This is a genomic window from Micromonospora sp. WMMD1128 (assembly GCF_027497235.1).
Taxonomy (GTDB): Bacteria; Actinomycetota; Actinomycetes; order Mycobacteriales; family Micromonosporaceae; genus Micromonospora.
Genome location: NZ_CP114902.1, coordinates 2576469 through 2595201 on the forward strand (window position 1 = coordinate 2576469; position 18733 = coordinate 2595201).

Annotated in this window: 14 protein-coding genes; 4 read left to right on the forward strand and 10 right to left on the reverse strand. The window is 73.0% G+C overall.

The features are described 5' to 3' along the window. Positions 1-245 precede the first annotated feature (245 nt). The 6 genes from O7602_RS11750 to O7602_RS11775 form a co-directional block, all read right to left on the reverse strand. On the reverse strand, positions 246-863 hold the full coding sequence (locus O7602_RS11750; protein ID WP_281590260.1) for a copper resistance CopC family protein: 618 nt from the start codon (positions 861-863) through the stop codon (positions 246-248). Positions 864-889: 26 nt separating this feature from the next. Further along, entirely contained in the window at positions 890-2119 is a 1230-nt protein-coding gene (locus O7602_RS11755) for a Dyp-type peroxidase (RefSeq protein WP_281590262.1), read from the reverse strand. Positions 2120-2286: 167 nt separating this feature from the next. After that, entirely contained in the window at positions 2287-2877 is a 591-nt protein-coding gene (locus tag O7602_RS11760) for a copper chaperone PCu(A)C (RefSeq protein WP_281588705.1), read from the reverse strand. Positions 2878-3034: 157 nt separating this feature from the next. Further along, the gene (locus O7602_RS11765; protein ID WP_281588707.1) at positions 3035-3427 is read right to left on the reverse strand and encodes an SCO5389 family protein; all 393 of its coding nucleotides are present in this window, start codon (positions 3425-3427) and stop codon (positions 3035-3037) included. Between the two features lie 144 nt (positions 3428-3571). Beyond that, positions 3572-9037 (reverse strand): carboxyl transferase domain-containing protein, encoded by a 5466-nt coding sequence (locus O7602_RS11770; protein WP_281588709.1) that lies wholly within the window; start codon positions 9035-9037, stop codon positions 3572-3574. 217 nt (positions 9038-9254) lie between these two features. Next, the gene (locus O7602_RS11775; protein WP_281588711.1) at positions 9255-9362 is read right to left on the reverse strand and encodes a DUF2188 domain-containing protein; all 108 of its coding nucleotides are present in this window, start codon (positions 9360-9362) and stop codon (positions 9255-9257) included. 86 nt (positions 9363-9448) lie between these two features. Between O7602_RS11775 and O7602_RS11780 the strand changes: the two genes are divergently transcribed. Both O7602_RS11780 and O7602_RS11785 read left to right on the forward strand, forming a co-directional pair. Then, the gene (locus tag O7602_RS11780; protein WP_281588713.1) at positions 9449-10318 is read left to right on the forward strand and encodes an LLM class F420-dependent oxidoreductase; all 870 of its coding nucleotides are present in this window, start codon (positions 9449-9451) and stop codon (positions 10316-10318) included. 103 nt (positions 10319-10421) lie between these two features. Beyond that, positions 10422-11072 carry a class I SAM-dependent methyltransferase gene (locus O7602_RS11785; protein WP_281588715.1) on the forward strand — a complete coding sequence of 217 codons (651 nt, stop codon included), beginning with the start codon at positions 10422-10424 and terminating at the stop codon, positions 11070-11072. A gap of 99 nt (positions 11073-11171) precedes the next feature. Here the strand turns inward: O7602_RS11785 and O7602_RS11790 are convergent, their stop codons facing one another. Then, a complete protein-coding gene (locus tag O7602_RS11790; protein ID WP_281588717.1) occupies positions 11172-12371 on the reverse strand; it encodes a sugar efflux transporter in 1200 nt (399 codons plus the stop codon). A gap of 122 nt (positions 12372-12493) precedes the next feature. Beyond that, on the reverse strand, positions 12494-14068 hold the full coding sequence (locus O7602_RS11795; RefSeq protein ID WP_281588719.1) for an FMN-binding glutamate synthase family protein: 1575 nt from the start codon (positions 14066-14068) through the stop codon (positions 12494-12496). 117 nt (positions 14069-14185) lie between these two features. Between O7602_RS11795 and O7602_RS11800 the strand changes: the two genes are divergently transcribed. Next, positions 14186-14746: a hypothetical protein gene (locus O7602_RS11800; RefSeq protein ID WP_281588721.1), complete on the forward strand. Its 561-nt coding sequence runs from the start codon at positions 14186-14188 to the stop codon at positions 14744-14746. Between the two features lie 7 nt (positions 14747-14753). Here O7602_RS11800 and O7602_RS11805 read toward each other — a convergent pair whose 3' ends face one another. Beyond that, on the reverse strand, positions 14754-15947 hold the full coding sequence (locus tag O7602_RS11805; protein WP_281588723.1) for an endo-1,4-beta-xylanase: 1194 nt from the start codon (positions 15945-15947) through the stop codon (positions 14754-14756). Between the two features lie 178 nt (positions 15948-16125). On the opposite strand from O7602_RS11805, the gene O7602_RS11810 reads away from it, so the two are divergent. Further along, positions 16126-17610, forward strand: coding sequence for an RICIN domain-containing protein (locus tag O7602_RS11810; protein WP_281588725.1), 1485 nt, complete (start codon positions 16126-16128; stop codon positions 17608-17610). Here O7602_RS11810 and O7602_RS11815 read toward each other — a convergent pair. Further along, positions 17607-18611 (reverse strand): LacI family DNA-binding transcriptional regulator, encoded by a 1005-nt coding sequence (locus O7602_RS11815; RefSeq protein WP_281588726.1) that lies wholly within the window; start codon positions 18609-18611, stop codon positions 17607-17609. The genes O7602_RS11810 and O7602_RS11815 overlap by 4 nt on opposite strands. Positions 18612-18733: the final 122 nt, after the last annotated feature.

Consider the following 18733-nt stretch of genomic DNA (forward strand, 5'->3'; position numbering starts at 1 on the left):
TTCGGTCGGTCCCGGTTCGGCGGTCGCCGGTCCGGTCGGTCCCGGTTCGTTCGGTCCCAGTTCGGCGGTCGCCGGTCCGGCCGGTCCTGGTCCGGCGGTCGCCGGTTCGGCAGCAAGCGCCTCGGCGAGGACCGTTTCGGCCCGGTCGGACCGTTCGGGGGACTGCGGGGACGATGACGTGGGCTGGTGCACGGTGCGGAACCTGGTTTCGGATCGGTCGGCCGGGGGCGGCCCGGCCTCGGTGTTCAGGAGGCGCGGCGACGCCGGAGCAGCAGCACGACCGCGCCGGCCAGGGCCAGGGCGACGAGCACCCCACCGGCCAGCAGGACCACCGGCGGGCCGTCCCCGGCGTCACCGCCGGACATCGGGCTCCCCGCCGCGTCGACGCCGCTCGCGCGCGCCCCGGACGCGGCCGGCTCCCCGCCGGGCCCGGACGCGCCAGGCGCTCCGGAAGCCCCGGACCCGCCCGGCACCGCCGGCGGCGTGGGCGCGGCCGGGTCGGCGACCGTGAAGCGGTACGACCCCTGCACCGGGTGGCCGTCGGCGGAGACCACCCGGTAGGCGACCGTGTAGGCGCCGTTGGGCAGCGGCCCGTCGATGGTGACGCGGCCCGCCGTACCGTCCACGGTGGGCGCGCCGGTGGGCACCTTCCGCCCGTCGGCGTTGCTGAGCACGATGGTGGTGAACTCCGGGTTCAGCCGTTGCGCGAACCGCAGCGTGACAGTGGTCGGCGCGGCGGTCAGCCGGGCGTCCTGGGCCGGCGTGGCGGCCTGCAACGAGTTGTGCGCCGCGGCGGGCGCGGCGGGCGCCAGCAGCAGCGCGGTGAGCACCACCGCGAGGGTGGCGACGGTACGGGTACGCATGTCGGACCGGGCCTTCCGGGTCGTCGTCATCCGAGCACCTGCTGGCCGATCCAGCCGCCCTCCGGGCAGCCGGGCGGTACGGCGAACACGGCGGAGCCGATCGGGGTGGTCCACTCGTTGAGCAGGTCCCGTTCGGCCAGCCGGCGCTGGATGGGCAGATACTGGCGGGCGATGTCGGCCTGGTACGCGGCGAAGACCAGCCCGCTGTCCGCCTGCCCGTCGGCGGTCGGCACGCCGTCGTAGTTGTAGGGCCGGCGCAGGATCTTCTGCCGGTCGTCGGTGACATGCGCCCGGGTCAGGTGCGAGAAGTCCGGGATGACGGTGAGCCCGTCCGCGCCGAGCGCGGCGAAGTCCGGCTCGTCGTGCTCGGCGACGCCGGTCAGCGGTGCGCCGGTGTCCAGCCGCCGGCCCACCGCGACCTCCCGGTCGGTGCGGCCGAGCAGGTCCCAGGTCTCCAGGTTCATGCTGATCCGCCGCACCACGAGGGTGGTGGAGTCGCGCAGCCAGTCCGGCCCGTCGGTGACCCACACGGCGGTGTCCGACGGCGTGCCCGGCTTCGGGTTGGCGGTGCCGTCGAGCTGCCCGAACAGGTTCCGCTGGGTGCGGCCCGGTTCGGCGCCGGCGGCCCGCCGGAAACCCTGCTGCACCCAGCGCACGGTGGCGAACGGGCGGCTGTCCTTGACCAGGACGCGCTGGGCGTGGGCGACGGTGAGCGGGTCGTCGGCGCAGATCTGGAGCAGCAGGTCCCCACCCGACCAGCGCGGTTGCAGCCGGTCCACGCGGAACGCCGGCAGTTCGGCCACGGACGGCGGCCGGCGGTCGGCGCGCCCGGCGGCGGCGTAGAGGCCGGGGCCGAAGCCGAACGTGACGGTCAGCCGGGCCGGCAGCAGGCCGAGTTCCGGTTCGGTGTCGGCGAGCGCCGGCCGGCCCTGGGTGAGCCGGGCGGCGTCGTCGGAGAGCAGCCGCAGCATCCGCCCGAGCGCGGCCCGGTCGGTGCCGGGCTTCAGGGTGAACGCCACGAACGCGGCGTGCGCCTGTGGCTCGGTGGTCACGCCGGACTGCCGGGCGCCGTGGAACGGCTCGACCGCGTCACCGACCCGGGCGACCGGAACCGGCTCCGGGCGTACCCCGGGATCGGCGGGACCGGCGGCGGCGACCGCGCCGGCGCCGGCCAGCGCGCCCCCGACGGTGAGCGCGCCGCCGGCGAGCAGGCCGCGCCTGCTCACCGGGCGGCCCGTGGCGGAGCCCTCGGTCATGCGGGGCTGGTTGGGCATGCCCTCACGGCCCTCGCTGCGCTCGGTGCGTTCGGTCATGCGGGGCTGGTTGGGCATGCCGTCACGGCCCTCGCTGCGCTCGGTGCGTTCGGTCATGCCGTGCCGGTTGGGCATGCCCTCACGGCCCTCGCTGCGCTCGGTGCGTTCGGTCATGCCGTGGGGCTCATGCTCATCTCCGGCATCGGGGAGTCGCCGTGGCCGGGGGCGTAGGACTCCTGGGCGCCGGTGAACGGCTTCGCCACGGCGGTGAACGTCTGGGTGCGGCCGTCGGCGAAGGTGAGCGTGAAGCTGAGTTCGTCGCCTGCCTGCACCGGCTTGGCGATGTTCATCAGCATCAGGTGGTCGCCGCCGGGCTCCAGCGTGGCGCGGGAGTGGGCCTTGACCACGATGCCGCCCTCCTTGGGCTGCATGACCATCTTGCCGTCCTTCATGGTCATCTCGTGCAGCTCCATCGGGGAGACCTCGGTGGCCGCCTTGGTGATCGTCACATCCGCGTCGCCGTCGTTGACCAGGGTGCCGAACGCGGCGGTCATGCCCTTGTCGGCGGCCTTCACCCACGGGTCGCTGATGCCGAGCACCCCGGCCGCCGCGCTCGCCGAAGCCGAAGCCGAAGCCGTCGCCGACGGTGCGGCGGTGGTCGAGCCGTCGGCGGAGCCGCAGGCGGCGACGGACGCGGCCAGCAGGGCGGCGCCGATCAGGGCCGCCGGGCGCCGGAGCCGGCCGCTGGTGGTGCTGGGCATGATGTTTCCCCTCGACGATGAGTCTTCATACCGTTGGTCGAGGTCGAGGGGCGGTTAGTTCCGCCCGGTGCGCTCGATCACCTCACGCACAGCCCGGCCGAGGTCCGGGTGCGTCTGTTGTCGCCCGGGCGACAACAGACGCACCCAGAGCCGCCGGTCAGCAGTTGCGCAGCGTCGGTGACTGGTTGAGCAGTTGGCCGCGGCTGGAGGTGAAGCGGCGGTACGCCTCGGAGTCGGCGGCGGACGGCCGGAACGCGGCCACCCGGTGGCAGTTCTGGAACGCCAGCTTCACCCCGAAGTGGCGTTCCAGGCCGGCGCGGATCGCGTCGCTGGCGAGGGCGCGCAGCAGTTGCCCGCGCTCGGTCTCGCCCGGCGGCGGGACGAGGTTGTCGGTGAAGTCGGCGTCGGACGTCTCCAGGTCGGCGACCACCCGACTGACCGTCTCCCAGGCGTACGGCAGGGAGTCGCGGACGCAGGTGACAAACGCCTCCTCGTCGATCGCGCCGGTCTCGGCGGCGTGCAGCAGGGCGGGCGGAACGGTGAGCGACATGGCGGTCCTCCACTACTCGGTAATGGAAATCGTTTCCATCTGTTGTGACGAGCACACCACGGGGACGGGGAGCGGTCAAGCACCGGCCCACGCCGAAACGGCGGACGGGCCAGGGCCCGTCCGCCGCAGCGGTGTCAGCGGAGATCAGCCCCGGCGCGCCTCGATCGCCTCGATGACCCGGGGACGCAGCTCGGCGGCGCGGATCACCGCGTCCACCGAGCCGACCTCGACCGCGCGCTGGATGCTGTGCACCCGGTCGAACTCGGTGGCCACCTCGCCCAGCTTCTCGGCGCGTACCGACGAGCGAAGTTCGTCCAGCTCCGCGGTGAGCGTGGCGCGTTCGGTGCCGGCGGCGGACGCGACCCGGCCCTCCAGGTCGCGTACCCGGGGGTCGGCGGCGGTGCGCGCGGCGACCTCGCCGGCGAACACCACGGCGGCGGCCGGCGCGCCGCCGAGCACCGAGGCGTACGAACCCTCGATCGCCAGCACCGTCATGCTCGGGTTGAGCGCCTTGGAGAACACCACGAACGCGCCGCCGTGATAGCGCGAGATGACGCAGAAGACGATCGGGCCGCGGAAGTTCACGATCGCCCGGCCGATCTCGGCGCCGTACTCCAGTTGCAGCTTGCGCATCGACTCCGGCGAGCCGTCGAAGCCGGACAGGTTCGCCAGCACCACGAGCGGCCGGTTGCCGCTTGCCGCGTTGATCGCCCGCGCCGCCTTCTTCGACGACCGGGGGAACAGCGTGCCCGCGGTGTAGGTGTCCGGGCCGTCGGTGGGCGGGAAACCGCGCCGGGGCACCGACCGCGACTCGATACCCAGCAGGCACACCGGGATGCCGCCGAGGTGCACGTCCTGCACCACCGCGGTCTCCGCGTCGGCCATGCCGGCCCACCGCTCCAGCACCGGGTGGTCCTGGTCGGCCAGGGCCCGCATCACCGTACGGATGTCGAACGGCTTCTTCCGGTCCGGGTTCGCGGTGGCGGAGAAGATCTCGCCGACGGTGGCGAAGTCGCTGCCGGCCACCGTGTGCGGGAAGGTGGAGACGTCCCGGTCCACCGGGTCGGTGGTGGTGGCCCGGCGCGGCGCGTCCTCGCCCGGCGCCACGTACGTGTGGTCGTAGTGCGCCATCAGCACGTCGCGCGCCGCCGGCAGGTCCGGCGCCCAGTACTGGGCCTGACCGTTCGGGCCCATCACCCGGTCGTAGCCGCCGATGCCGAAGTTGTCCTCGGCGGACACGCCGCCGGAGAAGTCGAGCGACTGCTTGCCGGTGAGCACCATGGCCGAGTCCGGCGTCATGACCAGCACGCCCTTGGTGTGCATGAGCATCGTCGCCTCGGCGTTCCAGTAGGGCTGGGCGCCCACGGTGATCCCCGCCACCACGATGTTGATCTCACCGCCGGCCTGGGTGAACTCGACGATCCGCTTGAGCGCGGCGGCCACCCAGTCCATGTTCTCGGTGCCCGAGGTCATCGAGATGCGGGCGCCGGCGGAGAGCGCGTACCACTCCAGCGGCACCCCCAACCGCTCCGCCAGGTCGAGCGCGGCGATGACCCGCCGGCACTCCGGCTCGGAGAGCGCGCCGAGCGACTTCGTCGGGTCGCCGAGCAGCACCACCCGGGTCACGCCCTGCGGATGCCGGGGCGTCGGCGTGGTCACCACGCCGGCCACGATCGCCGCGGCGTTGCGTCCCTTCGGGCGGTCCACCGGCACCAGCACGTGGTCGGCGTCCAGGTCGTGCTCGGCGAAGTCACCGAGCAGGCCGGTCAGCTCGTACGGGTAGACCGTGTTGCGGCTGGCCGCCCGCAGCACCTTGAGCCGGTAGTCGTCGAGCGGCTCGACCGGCCCGGTCGGCGGCTCGCCGATGGTGAGTTCGGCCCGTCCGGTGACGTCGAAGGTGATCCGCACGCCGACCTTGGTCAGCTCGCCGGTGCGCCGGTCGCGCTGCCGCGCGATGAACAGGACCTCCTCCAGGTCGGCGCCGACCGTCGTGGGGCGCATCCGCCCGGCGATCAGCTCCATCTCCTCGCGGGTCAGCTCGCTCGGCGGCCACACGTAGATGACGATCCGGTTGGTGGGGAACCGGACCTTCGACGGCCGCCGGGACTGCGCGCGGCGGATCGAGTCGATGCAGGCGGCGACCGTGTCCTCGGCGGTCGGCAGCGCGACCAGTCGCCCGTCCTGCTCCCGCAGCCCGGTCAGGTCACGCACCTGCGCGAACGCCACCAGCCGCTGGTCCGACGGGTTCTCCCGGGCGACCGCCTGGAAGAGGTAGACCTCCTCGTCCAGCGACGGCAGCCGGGTCAGGTCGAAGCCGTGCAGCCGCTCCATCTGCATGCGCTGCGCGATGTACGGGTGCAGGCCGCGGATCAGCCGCTCCTCGACCATCCGGCTCCCGGACCCGTCCGGGCGGAACGTGAAGTGGTGGTGCATCACCGCGCCGCTGCGACCGGCGACGGTGATGGTGAGCCGGCGGACCCGGTCCGGCAGCGGATGCGCGTTGATCACGTCGAGCAGCGCGGCGGCGATGGCGGCCAGGTCCTCCGGCTGGCTCTCCCAGGCCAGGTAGACGTCGGCGTCGACCGCCTCGGCGTCCCCGGCCACCTCGGCCAGGCCGCGCAGCGCGTCGCCGAGCGCGTCGAACCGGACCGCCGTGGAGACCACCGTCGACTCGGCCCGGCCGGCGACCACGAACACGCAGTCCCCGGCGGTGTGGGTGCGCACGCCGGTGAGCGCCTTGTTGCCGTAGTAGCGCCGGGTCAGCACCTCCAGCATGGGCACGTTGTCCAGGTTGTCCCGCACCAGCCGCTGGCCGAGCAGCCGGACCAGCGGCTCGGTGCTGCGGACCATCTCGGCGATCCGCTCGGCCCGGTCCGGCGCGTCGGGCCGGTCGTCGAGGTGCCGCAGGTGCGCCCGGACCCGCGCGTACACCTTGGCCCGGTTGCGGCGCAGCAGCGGCTGGGCGAACCAGGCGAACACCACGCCCCGGGCCAGGTCGGCGACGACCGGGAAGCGGACCTGGGTGGCCGAGACCAGCCGTTCCAGCGCGAGGCCGGCGGGCTCACGCAGCGCCTCGTCCGGCGGCGGCTCCCGCAGCCACGACCGCAGCAGCGCGGCGATCGCGGTGGCGTCGACGGCGGCCCGCTGCTGGGCCAGGAAGATCCGGAACACCGCGGCCTCGAGCGCGGGGGTACGGTCCAGCTCGGTGACGTCGTAGTGGCCCAGCGCCTTGGCCAGGCGGGCCCGGAACGACTCCGGTGACCCGGCCCGCTCCACGTCGAGGCTCTGCAGGTAGGTGTGGAAGTGCTCGCGGGCGCTGTGCAGGTGGCCGCTCGGGACGTCCTCGCCGCCGGGCCGGTTGCGGCTCAGCTCGGCCAGGTCGGCGAAGACCTCGACCAGCTCCAGCTCCTCGGCCAGCGGCCGGTGCCCGGCGTCGGTGGCCGCCCGCCGCGCGTCCAGGTAGTCGTCGAGCACCCGGCGCTCGTCGTGCGGGTCGACGTCGAAGCCCAGCAGCAGGGCGCGCAGGTCCTCCCGGCCGCGTTCGGCCCGGCTCCGCGCCGGCACGTCCCCGGCGGCGGCGGGCAGGTCCAGCTCGGCCGCCGGCTCGACCGCGGCGACGGCCCCGGCCTCCTCCTCGGCGACCGGCTCCAGGCGCAGCAGCGGCGCGCCGGCCTCCACCTGGGTGCCCACCGCGACGGCGCACTCCTTGAGGCGGGCCCGGAACGGCGCCCGCAGCACCGTCTCCATCTTCATCGCCTCCAGCACCAGCACCGGCGCGCCGGCCTCCACCTCGGCGCCGATCTCCAGCGGGGTGGCGACGACGAGCGCCGGCATCGGGGACCGCAGCACGCCCCCCTCGTCGCGGCTGATCCGGTGGGTGACGCCGTCCACCTCGACCAGGTGGACCGGGCCGTGGGTGCCGGTGAGCAGGCGGTAGCGGACACCGTTGACGACGATCTGCCCGGTGTGCCGGTCGAACCGGTCCAGCTCGACGTCGGCGGTGACCGTGTCGCCGCCGGCCTCCACGCCGACCCGGAACCGGTGCGCGCCGACCCGGGCGACCCGCATCCGGTAGGTCGCGCCGCGCAGCTTGAGGTCGAGCGGCCGGCCACTGCGGTGCTGCACCTGGGGCCGACCACCGGCCGCGGTGGAGAGCAGCCGCTGCCGTTCGGCGGCCTCGTCCTCCTCGTACGCCTCGATCGCGGCGGCGGCCAGCGCCACCGCGGAGTGCCGGTGCGCGACGAGCCGGCCCTCGCCGCGGACCCGGTCGATCCAGCCGGTGTCCGCGCTGGCGTCGATCACCTCGGGCTGGTCGAGCAGGTCGAGCACGAAGCTCTTGTTCGTCGCGCCGCCGGCGATCACCACGGTGGTGTTCGCCATCGCCCGGCGCAGCCGGCCGAGCGCCTCGTCCCGGTCCCGGCCGTAGGCGATGATCTTGGCGATCATGGAGTCGAAGTCGGCCGGGATGGTGTCGCCCTCGCTGACCCCGGTGTCCACCCGGATGCCCGGCCCGGCGGGCAGGTCCAGCCGGGTGATCCGGCCGGGGGAGGGGGCGAAGTCCCGGTCCGGGTCCTCGGCGTTGAGCCGCGCCTCGATGGCGTGCCCGCGCTCGGCCGGCGGCCCGCCGGTGAGCCGACCGCCACCGGCCACGTGCAGTTGCGCCTTGACCAGGTCGAAGCCGGTGGTCGCCTCGGTGATCGGGTGCTCCACCTGGAGCCGGGTGTTGACCTCCAGGAAGGCGAAGAGCCGGTCGCCGGGGTGGTAGAGGAACTCCACCGTCGCCGCGCCCCGGTAGCCGACCGCCACCGCCAGCCGCTCCGCCGACGCCTTCAGCTCGGCGACCTGCTCCGGGGCGAGCACCGGCGACGCCGACTCCTCGATCACCTTCTGGTTGCGCCGCTGCACCGAGCAGTCCCGGACGCCGAGCGCCCACGCCGTGCCCTGCCCGTCCGCGATCACCTGCACCTCGACGTGCCGGGCGCCGCTGACCAGGCGCTCCAGGAACACCACGCCGCTGCCGAACGCGCGCGCCGCCTCCTGGCTGGTGCGCTCGTACGCGTCGGCCAGCTCGTCGTCGCTGCGGATCACCCGGATGCCGCGCCCGCCGCCGCCCGCGGTCGCCTTCAGCATCAGCGGGTAGCCGATCTGCGCCGCCGCGGCCAGCGCCGCCTCCAGGCTCTCCACCGCGCCGCGGCTCCACGGCGCGACCGGCACGCCGACCTCCTCGGCGATCAGCTTGGAGCCGATCTTGTCGCCGAGCTTGCGCATCGCCTCCGGGCTCGGCCCGACGAACGTGACGCCGACCTTCTCGCACAGCTCGGCGAAGGCCGGATCCTCGGCCACGAATCCCCACCCGACCCACGCGGCGTCCGCGCCGGTCTCCACCAACGCGCGCTCCAGCACCTTCAGGTCGAGGTACGGGCGGGCGGACGCGGGCCCCAGGTCGTAGGCGACGTCCGCCTCGCGGACGAAGGTGGCGGTGCGGTCGACGTCGGTGTGGAGCGCGACGGTCTCGATCCGGCTGCCGGTCTCCGCGGCCAGCTCACGGACCGCGTGGATGAGCCGCATGGCGGCCTCACCCCGGTTGACGATGGCGACACGGGTGAACACGTGACCGTCCCCTTCGGTAGACCCACGGTGGAACGCCGGGTGGCGGCGATGCTCCGGCCTGCCTCACCTTTCCGTCTGCCAGCGGGCGGCGCCATGCCGTAACCGCCGAACCGGAGCGGGGACCGTTGTAGGAACCGCACAAAACTTTTTAGCCAAAACGCGGACGACGCCGGGCCCCAGCGGGTCCGGCGTCGCGCGGCGGTCGGGACGTACCGGTTCAGCCCGGGATCTCCCGAGGGTCGCGGCTGCGGGGGTACGTGTTCTTCTCCCCGATCGTGCCGTCCTGCTTCTTGATCACGTGCTCGGTGCCACGGTCGGCCGCCATGTCCCTCGATCCGTGGTCGATGGGAAATGTCTGCCCCCGCGCGCGGTGGGCTAATCCTGCCTAGGCTCGATCCGGAGGTGCCGAAGATGAAGCTCGGACTGCACTACTGGACCTACTCCACGCCGGCCGACCCGGCGGCGATCGCGCCGACCCTGGCCCAGACCGCCACCCTGGCCGAGGAGGCCGGGGTCGCCTCGTTCACGGTGATGGACCACTACTTCCAGATGGAGGCGATGGCGCCGGCGAGCGAGCCGATGCTCGAGGCGTACACGACACTCGGGTACGTGGCGGCGCTGACCCGGCGGATGACACTCGGCGTGCTGGTCACCGGCGTGATGTACCGCTACCCGGGCCTGCTCGCCAAGATCGTTTCGACGCTCGACGTGCTCTCCGGCGGCCGGGCCCGGCTCGGCATCGGCGCGTCCTGGTACGAACGCGAGCAGCGCGGCCTGGGCGTGCCGGTGGTGCCGATGGCGGAGCGGTTCGAGCGCCTGGAGGAGACGCTGCGCATCTGCAAGCAGATGTGGAGCGACGACGACGGTCCGTTCGAGGGCCGCCACCACCGCCTCGCCGAGACGCTCAACTCGCCGCAGCCGCTGACCCGCCCGCACCCGCCGATCATGGTCGGGGGCGGCGGCGAGAAGAAGACGCTGCTGCTGGTGGCCCGCTACGCCGACGCCTGCAACCTGTTCGGCGCCGGCCGCGACGAGGTGGCGCACAAGCTCGACGTGCTGCGCCGGCACTGCGCCGACGAGGGGCGTGACTACCACGAGATCGAAAAGACGGTCCTGGTCAGCCGCTCACCGCTGGATGACGTGAACGCGTTCCTCGCCGACGTCGCCGCGTACGCGGAGCTGGGGGTGACCGAGGTGCAGACGGTGCCGGACCGCGATCCGGTGGAGTTCACCCGCCGCCTGGCCGACGACGTCCTCCCCAGGCTCACCGCCCTTCCCTGAGCGCGGTATTTGCCGGAACGGCAAGGATCCTTGCCGCCGGGTTTACCCGGGCGCACGATGGCGGGGCCGGGCCGCTGGAGCGCCCGGGGCGAAGGAGGCAGGCATGACCGGGCACCACCACCAGCAGAACCCGCCGGCGGACACCGATCCGACCCGGTTCTGGGACGAGCGCTACGGACAGTCGGACCGGATCTGGAGCGGCCAGGTGAACCCGGTGCTCGCCGAGGTGGCCGCCGAGCTGACCCCGGGCACCGTGCTCGACCTGGGCTGCGGTGAGGGCGGCGACGCGATCTGGCTGGCCGCCCGCGGCTGGCGGGTCACCGCCGTGGACATCTCGACCGTCGCGCTGGAACGGCTCGCGGTGGAGGCCGCGCGGGCCGGCGTGGCGGACCGGATCACCACCGCCCGGCACGACGTGCTGCACGACTTCCCGGCCGGCCGCTTCGACCTGGTGTCGGCCCAGTTCTTCCAGTCCCCGCTGATCCTGCCCCGGGAGCAGGTGCTGCCCCTGGCGGCCGGGGCGGTCGCGTCCGGCGGGCGGCTGCTCGTCGTCGAACACGGCGCGCCGCCGCCGTGGTCCGGGCTCGACCCCGACGACCCGCGGTTCGCCACCCCGGACGAGATCCTGGCCGCGATGGCCCTCGCCCCGGAGAGCTGGGAGACCGAGCGGCTGGGCGAGTTCCGCCGCATCGCCACCCACGACGGCCACACCGGGGAACTCGTCGACCACGTGGTGCTGGCCCGCCGCCGCTGACCGCGCACGCCGTCCGGCCGCGTCGATGGTCGCCCCGGCGACCACCGACGTACCCGAACCCGGGCGGTCGGGCCGGCGCGGTGGGGCCGCGGCGCGCCGTCAGGCCGGCACGGGCGGCCGGGGCCGGGTCAGCGCCAGGGCCAGCAGGCCGCCCGCGCACAACGCCGCGCTCATGCCGTACGCCCACCGGAAGCCGACCTGCGCGGAGAGCCCGAGCAACGGGCCGGCGAGCATGGCGCCGATCGGGAACGAGTTGGTGAACAGCGTGGTGGCCCGGCCGGGCTGCCCCGGCAACAGGTCCTGCACGTAGGCGATGGCGACGCCGGACACCGCGGCGATGAACAGCGCGTTGACCGGCTGCGCGAGCAGCAGGACCCCGACGCTCGACGCCCCGGCGGCGATCAGGTAGTAGACGACGCCGCAGCCGGCGCCGACCAGGATCAGCGCGCGCAGCCGGAACCGCGCGGTGAGCGCGCCCAGCCCCAGCATCAGCGGGATCTCCAGCGCCGCGCAGAGGCCCAGCACCAGACCCGCGTCCGCCGGGTCGCCGCGCAGGTCCCGGCCGATGAACAGCGGCAGCACCTGCACGCCGAGCGTCATCGGGCACTGCAACATGGTGAAGGTGACCACGGTCAGCGCCAGCCGCCACCGCGACGCCTCCGCCGGGAGGGCACCCCGCTCGTCGGCGGTCGGCCGGGGCGGCAGGGGGAGCTCCTTCAGCCGGGCCACGACCACGAGCGCGGCCAGCGCGTACATCGCGGCGGCGGTGGCGTAGAGCAGCCGGAAGCCGCCGCTCGAGAGCAGCACCGCGGCCAGCGGCGGCCCGGCGACCCAGGCCAGCGAGAAGACGGTACGCATGGCGCTGATGCCCAGCGCGGCCCGCCCGGGACTGTCCCGGTCGAGGAGTTGGCGGGCGTACGCGAACGACTGCGGGAACGTCGAGTTGGCGAACGCCATGGCGGTCACGGTCAGCGCCAGCAGGATCCAGTAGTCGCGGACGACCGCGATCAGGCCGGTGCCCACCACCCCGGCCAGCGCCGCCCCGATGAGCAGCCTGCGCCGGATCGGCCACCGGTCGGACAGGCGCCCGACGAGCGAGGCGACCACCACCCCGGACAGCGGCGCGACGACCAGGATCACGGTGACCCGCACCGCATCGGCCTGGACCTCGGTGTTGAGGAACAGCGACAGGAACGGCATGACCACGGCGACGGACAGGCCGACCGTGAGGAACAGCAGGGCCAGCGGCAGCAGCCGGAAGGGGCCGGCGCGCACCGCCGGCCGGGTGTCCAGAGCCATGCGGCGCACGCTACGCGCTGACCCCGCGCGGACCGAAGCGGTTTCCCGGCCCTGCGGGACCGGACGTTAAGAAGGGCCCCCGCCTATGCAAAAGGCGTTAAGCGGGGGCCCCGCCTTACCGCTCAGCCGGCGGCGGTGGGGGAGGGGGGCGCGCTGCTGCCGCGCGGTGCGGCGGGGGTCATCAGCGCGGCGATCTCCTTCTGGTCGGCGGGAGAGGGCAGGCCCCACTCCGGGCGGTAGCCGTACACCTGGTCCAGCGGGGTGGAGGCGGTCCGGCCGTCGACGATCTCGATGGAGTCGGTGCCGATCAGGCCGGGATGCTCGACGCCGCACGCCTCGGCCACCTTGACCAGGTCGCGGCGCAGCGTACGGATGTAGTTGGCGGCCCGCACCGACTTGCGGGCCGGGTCGAGGCCCCGGGCCAGCCAGGCGTTCTGGGGCGCGACGCCGGTCGGGCAGGTGTCGGTGTGGCACTTCTGCGCCTGGATGCAGCCGATCGCCAGCATCGCCTCCCGGCCCACGTTGACCATGTCGGCGCCGAGCGCGAACGCGACCACCGCGTTGTCCGGCAGGCCGAGCTTGCCGGCCCCGACGAACACCACCTGCTCGTGCAGGCCGCGCTCGGCGAACGTCCGGTAGACGCGGGAGAAGCCCTGCTGGAACGGCAGCGACACCGAGTCGCTGAAGATCAGCGGGGCGGCGCCGGTGCCGCCCTCGCCGCCGTCCACGGTCACGAAGTCCACGCCCCGGCCGGTGTCGCGCATCAACGTGGTCAGCTCGTCCCAGAAACCCAGGTCGCCGACGGCGGACTTGATGCCGACCGGCAGGCCGGTCTCGGCGGCGAGCAGCTCCACCCAGTCCAGCAGGCTGTCACAGTCGGAGAACTCGGCGTGCCGCGACGGGCTGACGCAGTCCCGGCCCACCGGGATGCCCCGGGTGGCGGCGATCTCGGCGGAGACCTTCGCCGCCGGCAGCAGGCCGCCCAGGCTCGGCTTGGCGCCCTGGCTGAGCTTGATCTCCAGCGCCCGCACCGGCGCGCCCGCCACCAGGTCCTTGAGCCGGTCCAGGCTGAACCGGCCGTGCTCGTCCCGGCAGCCGAAGTAGGCGGTGCCGAGCTGGAGAACCAGCTCACCGCCGTGGCGGTGGTACGGCGACAGCCCGCCCTCGCCGGTGTTGTGCAGGCAGCCGGCGAGCGCGGCGCCCCGGTTCAACGCCTCGACCGCGTTGCCGGAGAGCGAACCGAAGCTCATCCCGGAGATGTTGACCACCGACTCCGGCCGGAACGCCCGCGCCCGCCCACGGGCCGCGCCCAGCACCTTGGCGCAGGGCAGCGCCACGTCGTGCCCGGCGGCGGGCGTCGACGGCGGCACGGCCCGGCCGAACGTGCGGTGCTTGACGATCGGGTAGCCGCGGGTGTGCTCGATGTCGTTGTCGGTGCCGAACCCGAAGTAGTTGTTCTCCTGCTTCGCCGAGGCGTACACCCAGCGCCGCTGGTCGCGGGTGAAGGGCCGTTCCTCGTCGTTGCCGGCGACGATGTACTGGCGCAGCTCGGGTCCGATCGACTCGAGCAGGTAGCGGGCGCGGCCCAGGACGGGGAAGTTTCGCCGCAGCGCGTGGTCACGTTGCAGCAGGTCCCGTGCGGCGAGTGCGGCGACGGCGGCGACGGCGGTGGGTACGGCTCTTCTGGCCCAGCTCATCCCGCCTCTCTTTCCGCCCCGGCCGCCGGTCAAACTCGGCGGGAACCCGGCCGGCATGGGCGGTGCCGCGGAGGTGAGGCGGGGCATGGCCGCGCCCGGTGCGGGTAACGCTGCGCCATGGCGAAGTACACGAAGCCGGAACTGCGGGAGCGGCTCAAGGAGGAGATCAAGGCCGCCGACAAGGGCGGGCGGCCCGGGCAGTGGTCGGCCCGCAAGTCGCAACTGCTGACGAACGAGTACAAGAAACAGGGCGGCGGCTTCGAGGGGCCGAAGGACGCGCGGCAGCGCTCCCTGCAACGGTGGGGCGGCGAGCGGTGGCAGACCCGATCGGGTGGCACGCGCGCGCGACACGACGGCGAAACCGAGCGTTACCTGCCCAAACAGGCATGGGAGGAGCTGTCGGAGTCCGACCGGCGCGCCACCGACACCCGCAAGCGTCGCGCCTCCCGCTCCGGCCGGCAGTACGTGTCGAACACCGGCCCGGCGAAGCGGGCGCGCCGGGACGCGACCGCCGCCGCGCGGGTGGACGAGCTGCCGGTGGCCGAGGGGGTCAAGCTGGTGCGGGGTCTCGACAAACGCCAGCTCGACGCGGCGTTGCGCCGGGAGCGCCGCGGCAAGGCCCGCCGCACGCTGATCCGGCGGCTGGAGTCGGAACTCGGTCGCCGCCGGTCAGCGTGAGCACGGCCTACCGGTGCGGCCGCTGCGGTACGCGGGGAAGCACGAACGGCGGCCCGGAGTAGATGAGGTCGGCCTTCAACTCCTGGTACGACCGCTTCGGCTGGTAGTTCTCGTCGTACACGGTGGCCAGGCCCTCCGGCGGGTCGGAGAACGCGCCCGGCACCCAGGAGTGCTTGTCGGTGAAGCCCCAGAGCGTGAACGACAGGCAGTGCCGTTCGGCCAGGCAGGCCCGCAGCAGCGTGCTGAAGTTGGCCGCGGACGCCTGGAGGCGCGGGTTGATCTCGGCGGAGTCACCGGCCTGGACGCCGTCGGTCATCTGGCTGCGCACGTCGACCTCGGTGAACGCGGTCGCCAGCCCCAGGCCGGCGAACTTCCGCAGCGCGGCGACGACCTGGAGGGTGTCGTAGTTGCCGTACTGGGTGCCCAGGTGGCCCTGGCTGCCGACGCCGTCGATCGGCACGCCCCGGGCCCGCAGGTCCCGCGCCATCTCGTAGACGAACTGCGTCTTGTCGTCGGCGGGGTTGCCGGAGCCGAAGGCCTCGATGTTGTAGTCGTTGTAGAACAGCAGCGCCTTCGGGTCGGCGGCGCGGGCCCAGCGGAACGCGTCCGCGACGTAGCCGGGGCCGAGGTGTTCGGCCCAGAAACCCTTGTAGTGCAGGGTGGACGGGGTGTCCCAGGGGTCGCTGACCGCCTCGTTCACCACGTCCCACTGCCAGATCTGGCCCTTGAAGTGCCGGACCACGGCGGTGATGTGGTCGCGCAGGATCCGGCGCAGCTCGGCGGTGTCGATCGAGCCGTCCGCGACGCCGCTGGTCAGCCATGTCGGTAGCTGGTTGTGCCAGACCAGCACGTGGCCGCGGACCCGCTGGTGGTGCTGGCGGGCGAAGGCGACCAGCTCGTCGGCCGGACCCCAGTTGTAGGTGCCCCGGGTGGGTTCCAGGCTCTCCCACTTCATCACGTTCTCGGCGGTGACGGTGGAGAACTCGGAGCCGGCCAGCTCGCGGTAGCGCGGCTCGGCGGCGTTGCCCAGGGTGTCCATGTCGACCGCGGTGCCCACGTACAGGCCGTGGCGTTTGGCTAGGTCGCGCAGGCTCTGTGCGGTCGGGTCGTACGGTTTGCCGGCGGTGGCGGGGGCGACGTTCAGGGCGGCGGCGGTCGCGACGGCGACGACGCCGGCGGCGATCCAGCGGCTCGGCTTCATGGGTTCCTTCCGGTAAGCGTGGCGAAACTTCCGGGAAAATTTCCGAAACTCGATCGGCACGTTACGACGGGTGACGTGCTCACGTCAATCAATTCGTCGGCCCGAAACCTTGACATGTCGCGTTGTTAACGCAAACATCGATACCCATCTGTCTAAGGGGGTCGTTCGCGTGGACGAGATGACGTGCAGCAGGCCGACACGCCGGTTGCTTGTCGCGCTGGTGGCCGTGGTGACCGCGCTCGTGGGCGTCGTCGTCGCGTCGTCGTCGCCGGCCGCCGCCGCCACCGACGGGTTCCGGGGCATGAACTGGGCCGTGCTCGGTGACAACTTCAGCACCGGGCCCCTCGTCGTGCAGGGCCTCAGCTCGTCCGACAGCAACGCGACGGTGCGGGCCAAGGCCAACGCCCTCTACGACGACATGGCCGCCACCATGGGGGTCAACACCGTCCGGCTGCCCATCAACACCCACACGGTGGGGACGGCGTGGTGGGAGGCGTACCGGGGCGCCATCGACGCCGCGACCGCCCGCGGGTTCAAGGTCATCCTCGCCTACTGGGAGGACGGCGCCGCCTCCGGCGGCCGGATCACCAACCTCGCCGCGTGGAACGCGATGTGGTCCACCGTGACCAACACGTACGGGGCGAACCCCAACGTCTACTTCGAGCCGATGAACGAGCCGCACGGCTACAGCTCGGCGGAGTGGCGCAACGTCGCGGCCGACTGGCTCAGCTACCACTACTCGGCGGTGCCCGGCCGGGTGCTCATCGGCGGCACCGGCTTCAGCCAGGACCTGCGGGACATCTGCAACGACAGCCGCTTCAACGCGACGCTGCTCTCGTTCCACTACTACGCGTTCTTCTACGGCGAGATGACCTACGACGCCTTCCGCAGCCACATCCAGACCCGCCTCGGCAACTGCGCCTCCCGCGCGGTCGCCACCGAGTTCGGCGCGCCGATGAACGACGGTCGCAACTACGCCGACGCGGGCAGCACCGACAACTTCGTGCGGTACATCCGCGCCATGGCCCAGGTCATGCGGGACAACCGGATGGGCGGCACCTACTGGCCCGCGCTCGGCGGCAAGCCCGGCACCATCGGGTACGACTGGTACTCGATGTACTCGCTCAGCGGCGGCGGCACCGACCTGAACCTGACCGTCCGCAACGCCTCCGGCGCCGACCGGATCCGCTACGGATGGGGCGACACCGTCGACGGCGGCACCACGACGCCGCCACCGACGACCGGAACGTTCTACCGGGTCACCGTGCGCCACAGCGGCAAGGCCATGGACGTCCAGTCGCCGAACACCGACAACGGCGCCCGCGTCGGCCAGTACACGTACAACGGCAACCCGTGGCAGCAGTGGCAGTTCGCCGACGCCGGCAGCGGCTACTGGCGTCTGATCAGCCGCAACAGCGGGAAGTGCCTCGACGTGGTGGGCGCGTCCACCGCCGACGGCGCCGAGCTGATCCAGTACACCTGCGGCGGCGGCGCTAACCAGCAGTTCCAGATGGTCGCCAACGTCGGCTGGTTCCAGCTCCGGGCGCGACACAGCGGCAAGTGCGTGGACGTGCCGGCCCTGTCGACCGCGGACGGCGTGGTGCTCAAGCAGTACACGTGCAACACCGGCGCCAACCAGCAGTGGTCACGCGCGGCTGTCTAGTCGAGCGACCGGCAGGAGGCCCGCACCACCAGCTCCGTGGGTAGCCGGATGTGCGCGTCGCGGTCGACGCCGGCGATCAGGTCGATCAGCAGGCGCAGCGCCTCGGCGCCCATGCGTTGCAGTGGTTGCCGGATCGTGGTCAGCGGCGGGTTGACAAGCGCCGACTCCGGGACGTTGTCGAAGCCGATCACCGACAGCTCGTCCGGCACCGGGATGCCCATGGTGCGGGCGACGTCGAGCGTGGAGATCGCTGACAGGTCGTTTCCGGCGAAGATGGCGGTCGGGCGGTCGGGGAGCGCGAGCAGCTCGGCCGCCGTACCGGCGGCGCCCTCGATCCGGAAGCCGCCGACGCGCACGAGCCGCTCGTCGACCGCGACGCCCGCGTCCGCCATGGCCTGGCGATAACCCGCCTCCCGCAGGCGGGCCGACTCCAGGTCGGGTCGACCGCTGATGTGCCCGATCCGGCGGTGGCCGAGGGAGAGCAGGTAGTTGGTCGCGAGCACGGCGCCGGCGAAGTTGTCCGAGTCGACGGTGGGCAGGCCGGACGGGCCGGTGTGCGGGTCGACGGCCACCACGTTGAAGCCGTGCTTGGTCTCGACCACGGTCGGCGTCACGATCACGGCGCCGTCGATGAGCGTCCCGGACAGGCGGGCCAGGGACCGCCGTTCCCAGCCGACGGCGGCGGCCTCGCCGTCGCCGCTGGAGTAGGCGAGCAGTTGGTAGCCGCTGCCGGCGACCTCCCGGGAGGCGCCCTTCAGCAACTCGGTGGAGAACGGCTCGAACTCCGCGACCAGGATGCCCAGGACGTGCGTGCGGTGGCTGCGCAGGCTCTGCGCACCGAGGTCGGCCTCGTACCCGAGCTCGCGGATGACCTGCTGCACGCGCTCGACGGTGGCCTGGGCGACGCCGTACCGGCCATTAACAACCTTTGATACGGTCGCCACTGAGACGCCGGCGGTACGTGCCACGTCGGACATCTTGACGCGCTGCGGGTAGGCCACGCCGACGATGATAGAGGGCGTCAGGGAGCGTGTCCCGACGGTGTCGAAAACGTTATCGATACCGATTGACTTCGAGTTACGTGGCTGTAACACTCCCCGTCAGGTAACCCGACTGTGGTCGA

What these genes read in the sequence shown, in the direction of transcription:
- O7602_RS11750 (WP_281590260.1), bottom strand. Translation starts at nt 863, where the DNA reads ATGCGTACCCGTACCGTCGCCACCCTCGCGGTGGTGCTCACCGCGCTG.
- O7602_RS11755 (WP_281590262.1), bottom strand. Translation starts at nt 2,119, where the DNA reads ATGACCGAGGGCTCCGCCACGGGCCGCCCGGTGAGCAGGCGCGGCCTG.
- O7602_RS11760 (WP_281588705.1), bottom strand. Translation starts at nt 2,877, where the DNA reads ATGCCCAGCACCACCAGCGGCCGGCTCCGGCGCCCGGCGGCCCTGATC.
- O7602_RS11765 (WP_281588707.1), bottom strand. Translation starts at nt 3,427, where the DNA reads ATGTCGCTCACCGTTCCGCCCGCCCTGCTGCACGCCGCCGAGACCGGC.
- O7602_RS11775 (WP_281588711.1), bottom strand. Translation starts at nt 9,362, where the DNA reads ATGGCGGCCGACCGTGGCACCGAGCACGTGATCAAGAAGCAGGACGGC.
- O7602_RS11780 (WP_281588713.1), top strand. Translation starts at nt 9,449, where the DNA reads ATGAAGCTCGGACTGCACTACTGGACCTACTCCACGCCGGCCGACCCG.
- O7602_RS11785 (WP_281588715.1), top strand. Translation starts at nt 10,422, where the DNA reads ATGACCGGGCACCACCACCAGCAGAACCCGCCGGCGGACACCGATCCG.
- O7602_RS11790 (WP_281588717.1), bottom strand. Translation starts at nt 12,371, where the DNA reads ATGGCTCTGGACACCCGGCCGGCGGTGCGCGCCGGCCCCTTCCGGCTG.
- O7602_RS11795 (WP_281588719.1), bottom strand. Translation starts at nt 14,068, where the DNA reads ATGAGCTGGGCCAGAAGAGCCGTACCCACCGCCGTCGCCGCCGTCGCC.
- O7602_RS11800 (WP_281588721.1), top strand. Translation starts at nt 14,186, where the DNA reads ATGGCGAAGTACACGAAGCCGGAACTGCGGGAGCGGCTCAAGGAGGAG.
- O7602_RS11805 (WP_281588723.1), bottom strand. Translation starts at nt 15,947, where the DNA reads ATGAAGCCGAGCCGCTGGATCGCCGCCGGCGTCGTCGCCGTCGCGACC.
- O7602_RS11810 (WP_281588725.1), top strand. Translation starts at nt 16,126, where the DNA reads ATGACGTGCAGCAGGCCGACACGCCGGTTGCTTGTCGCGCTGGTGGCC.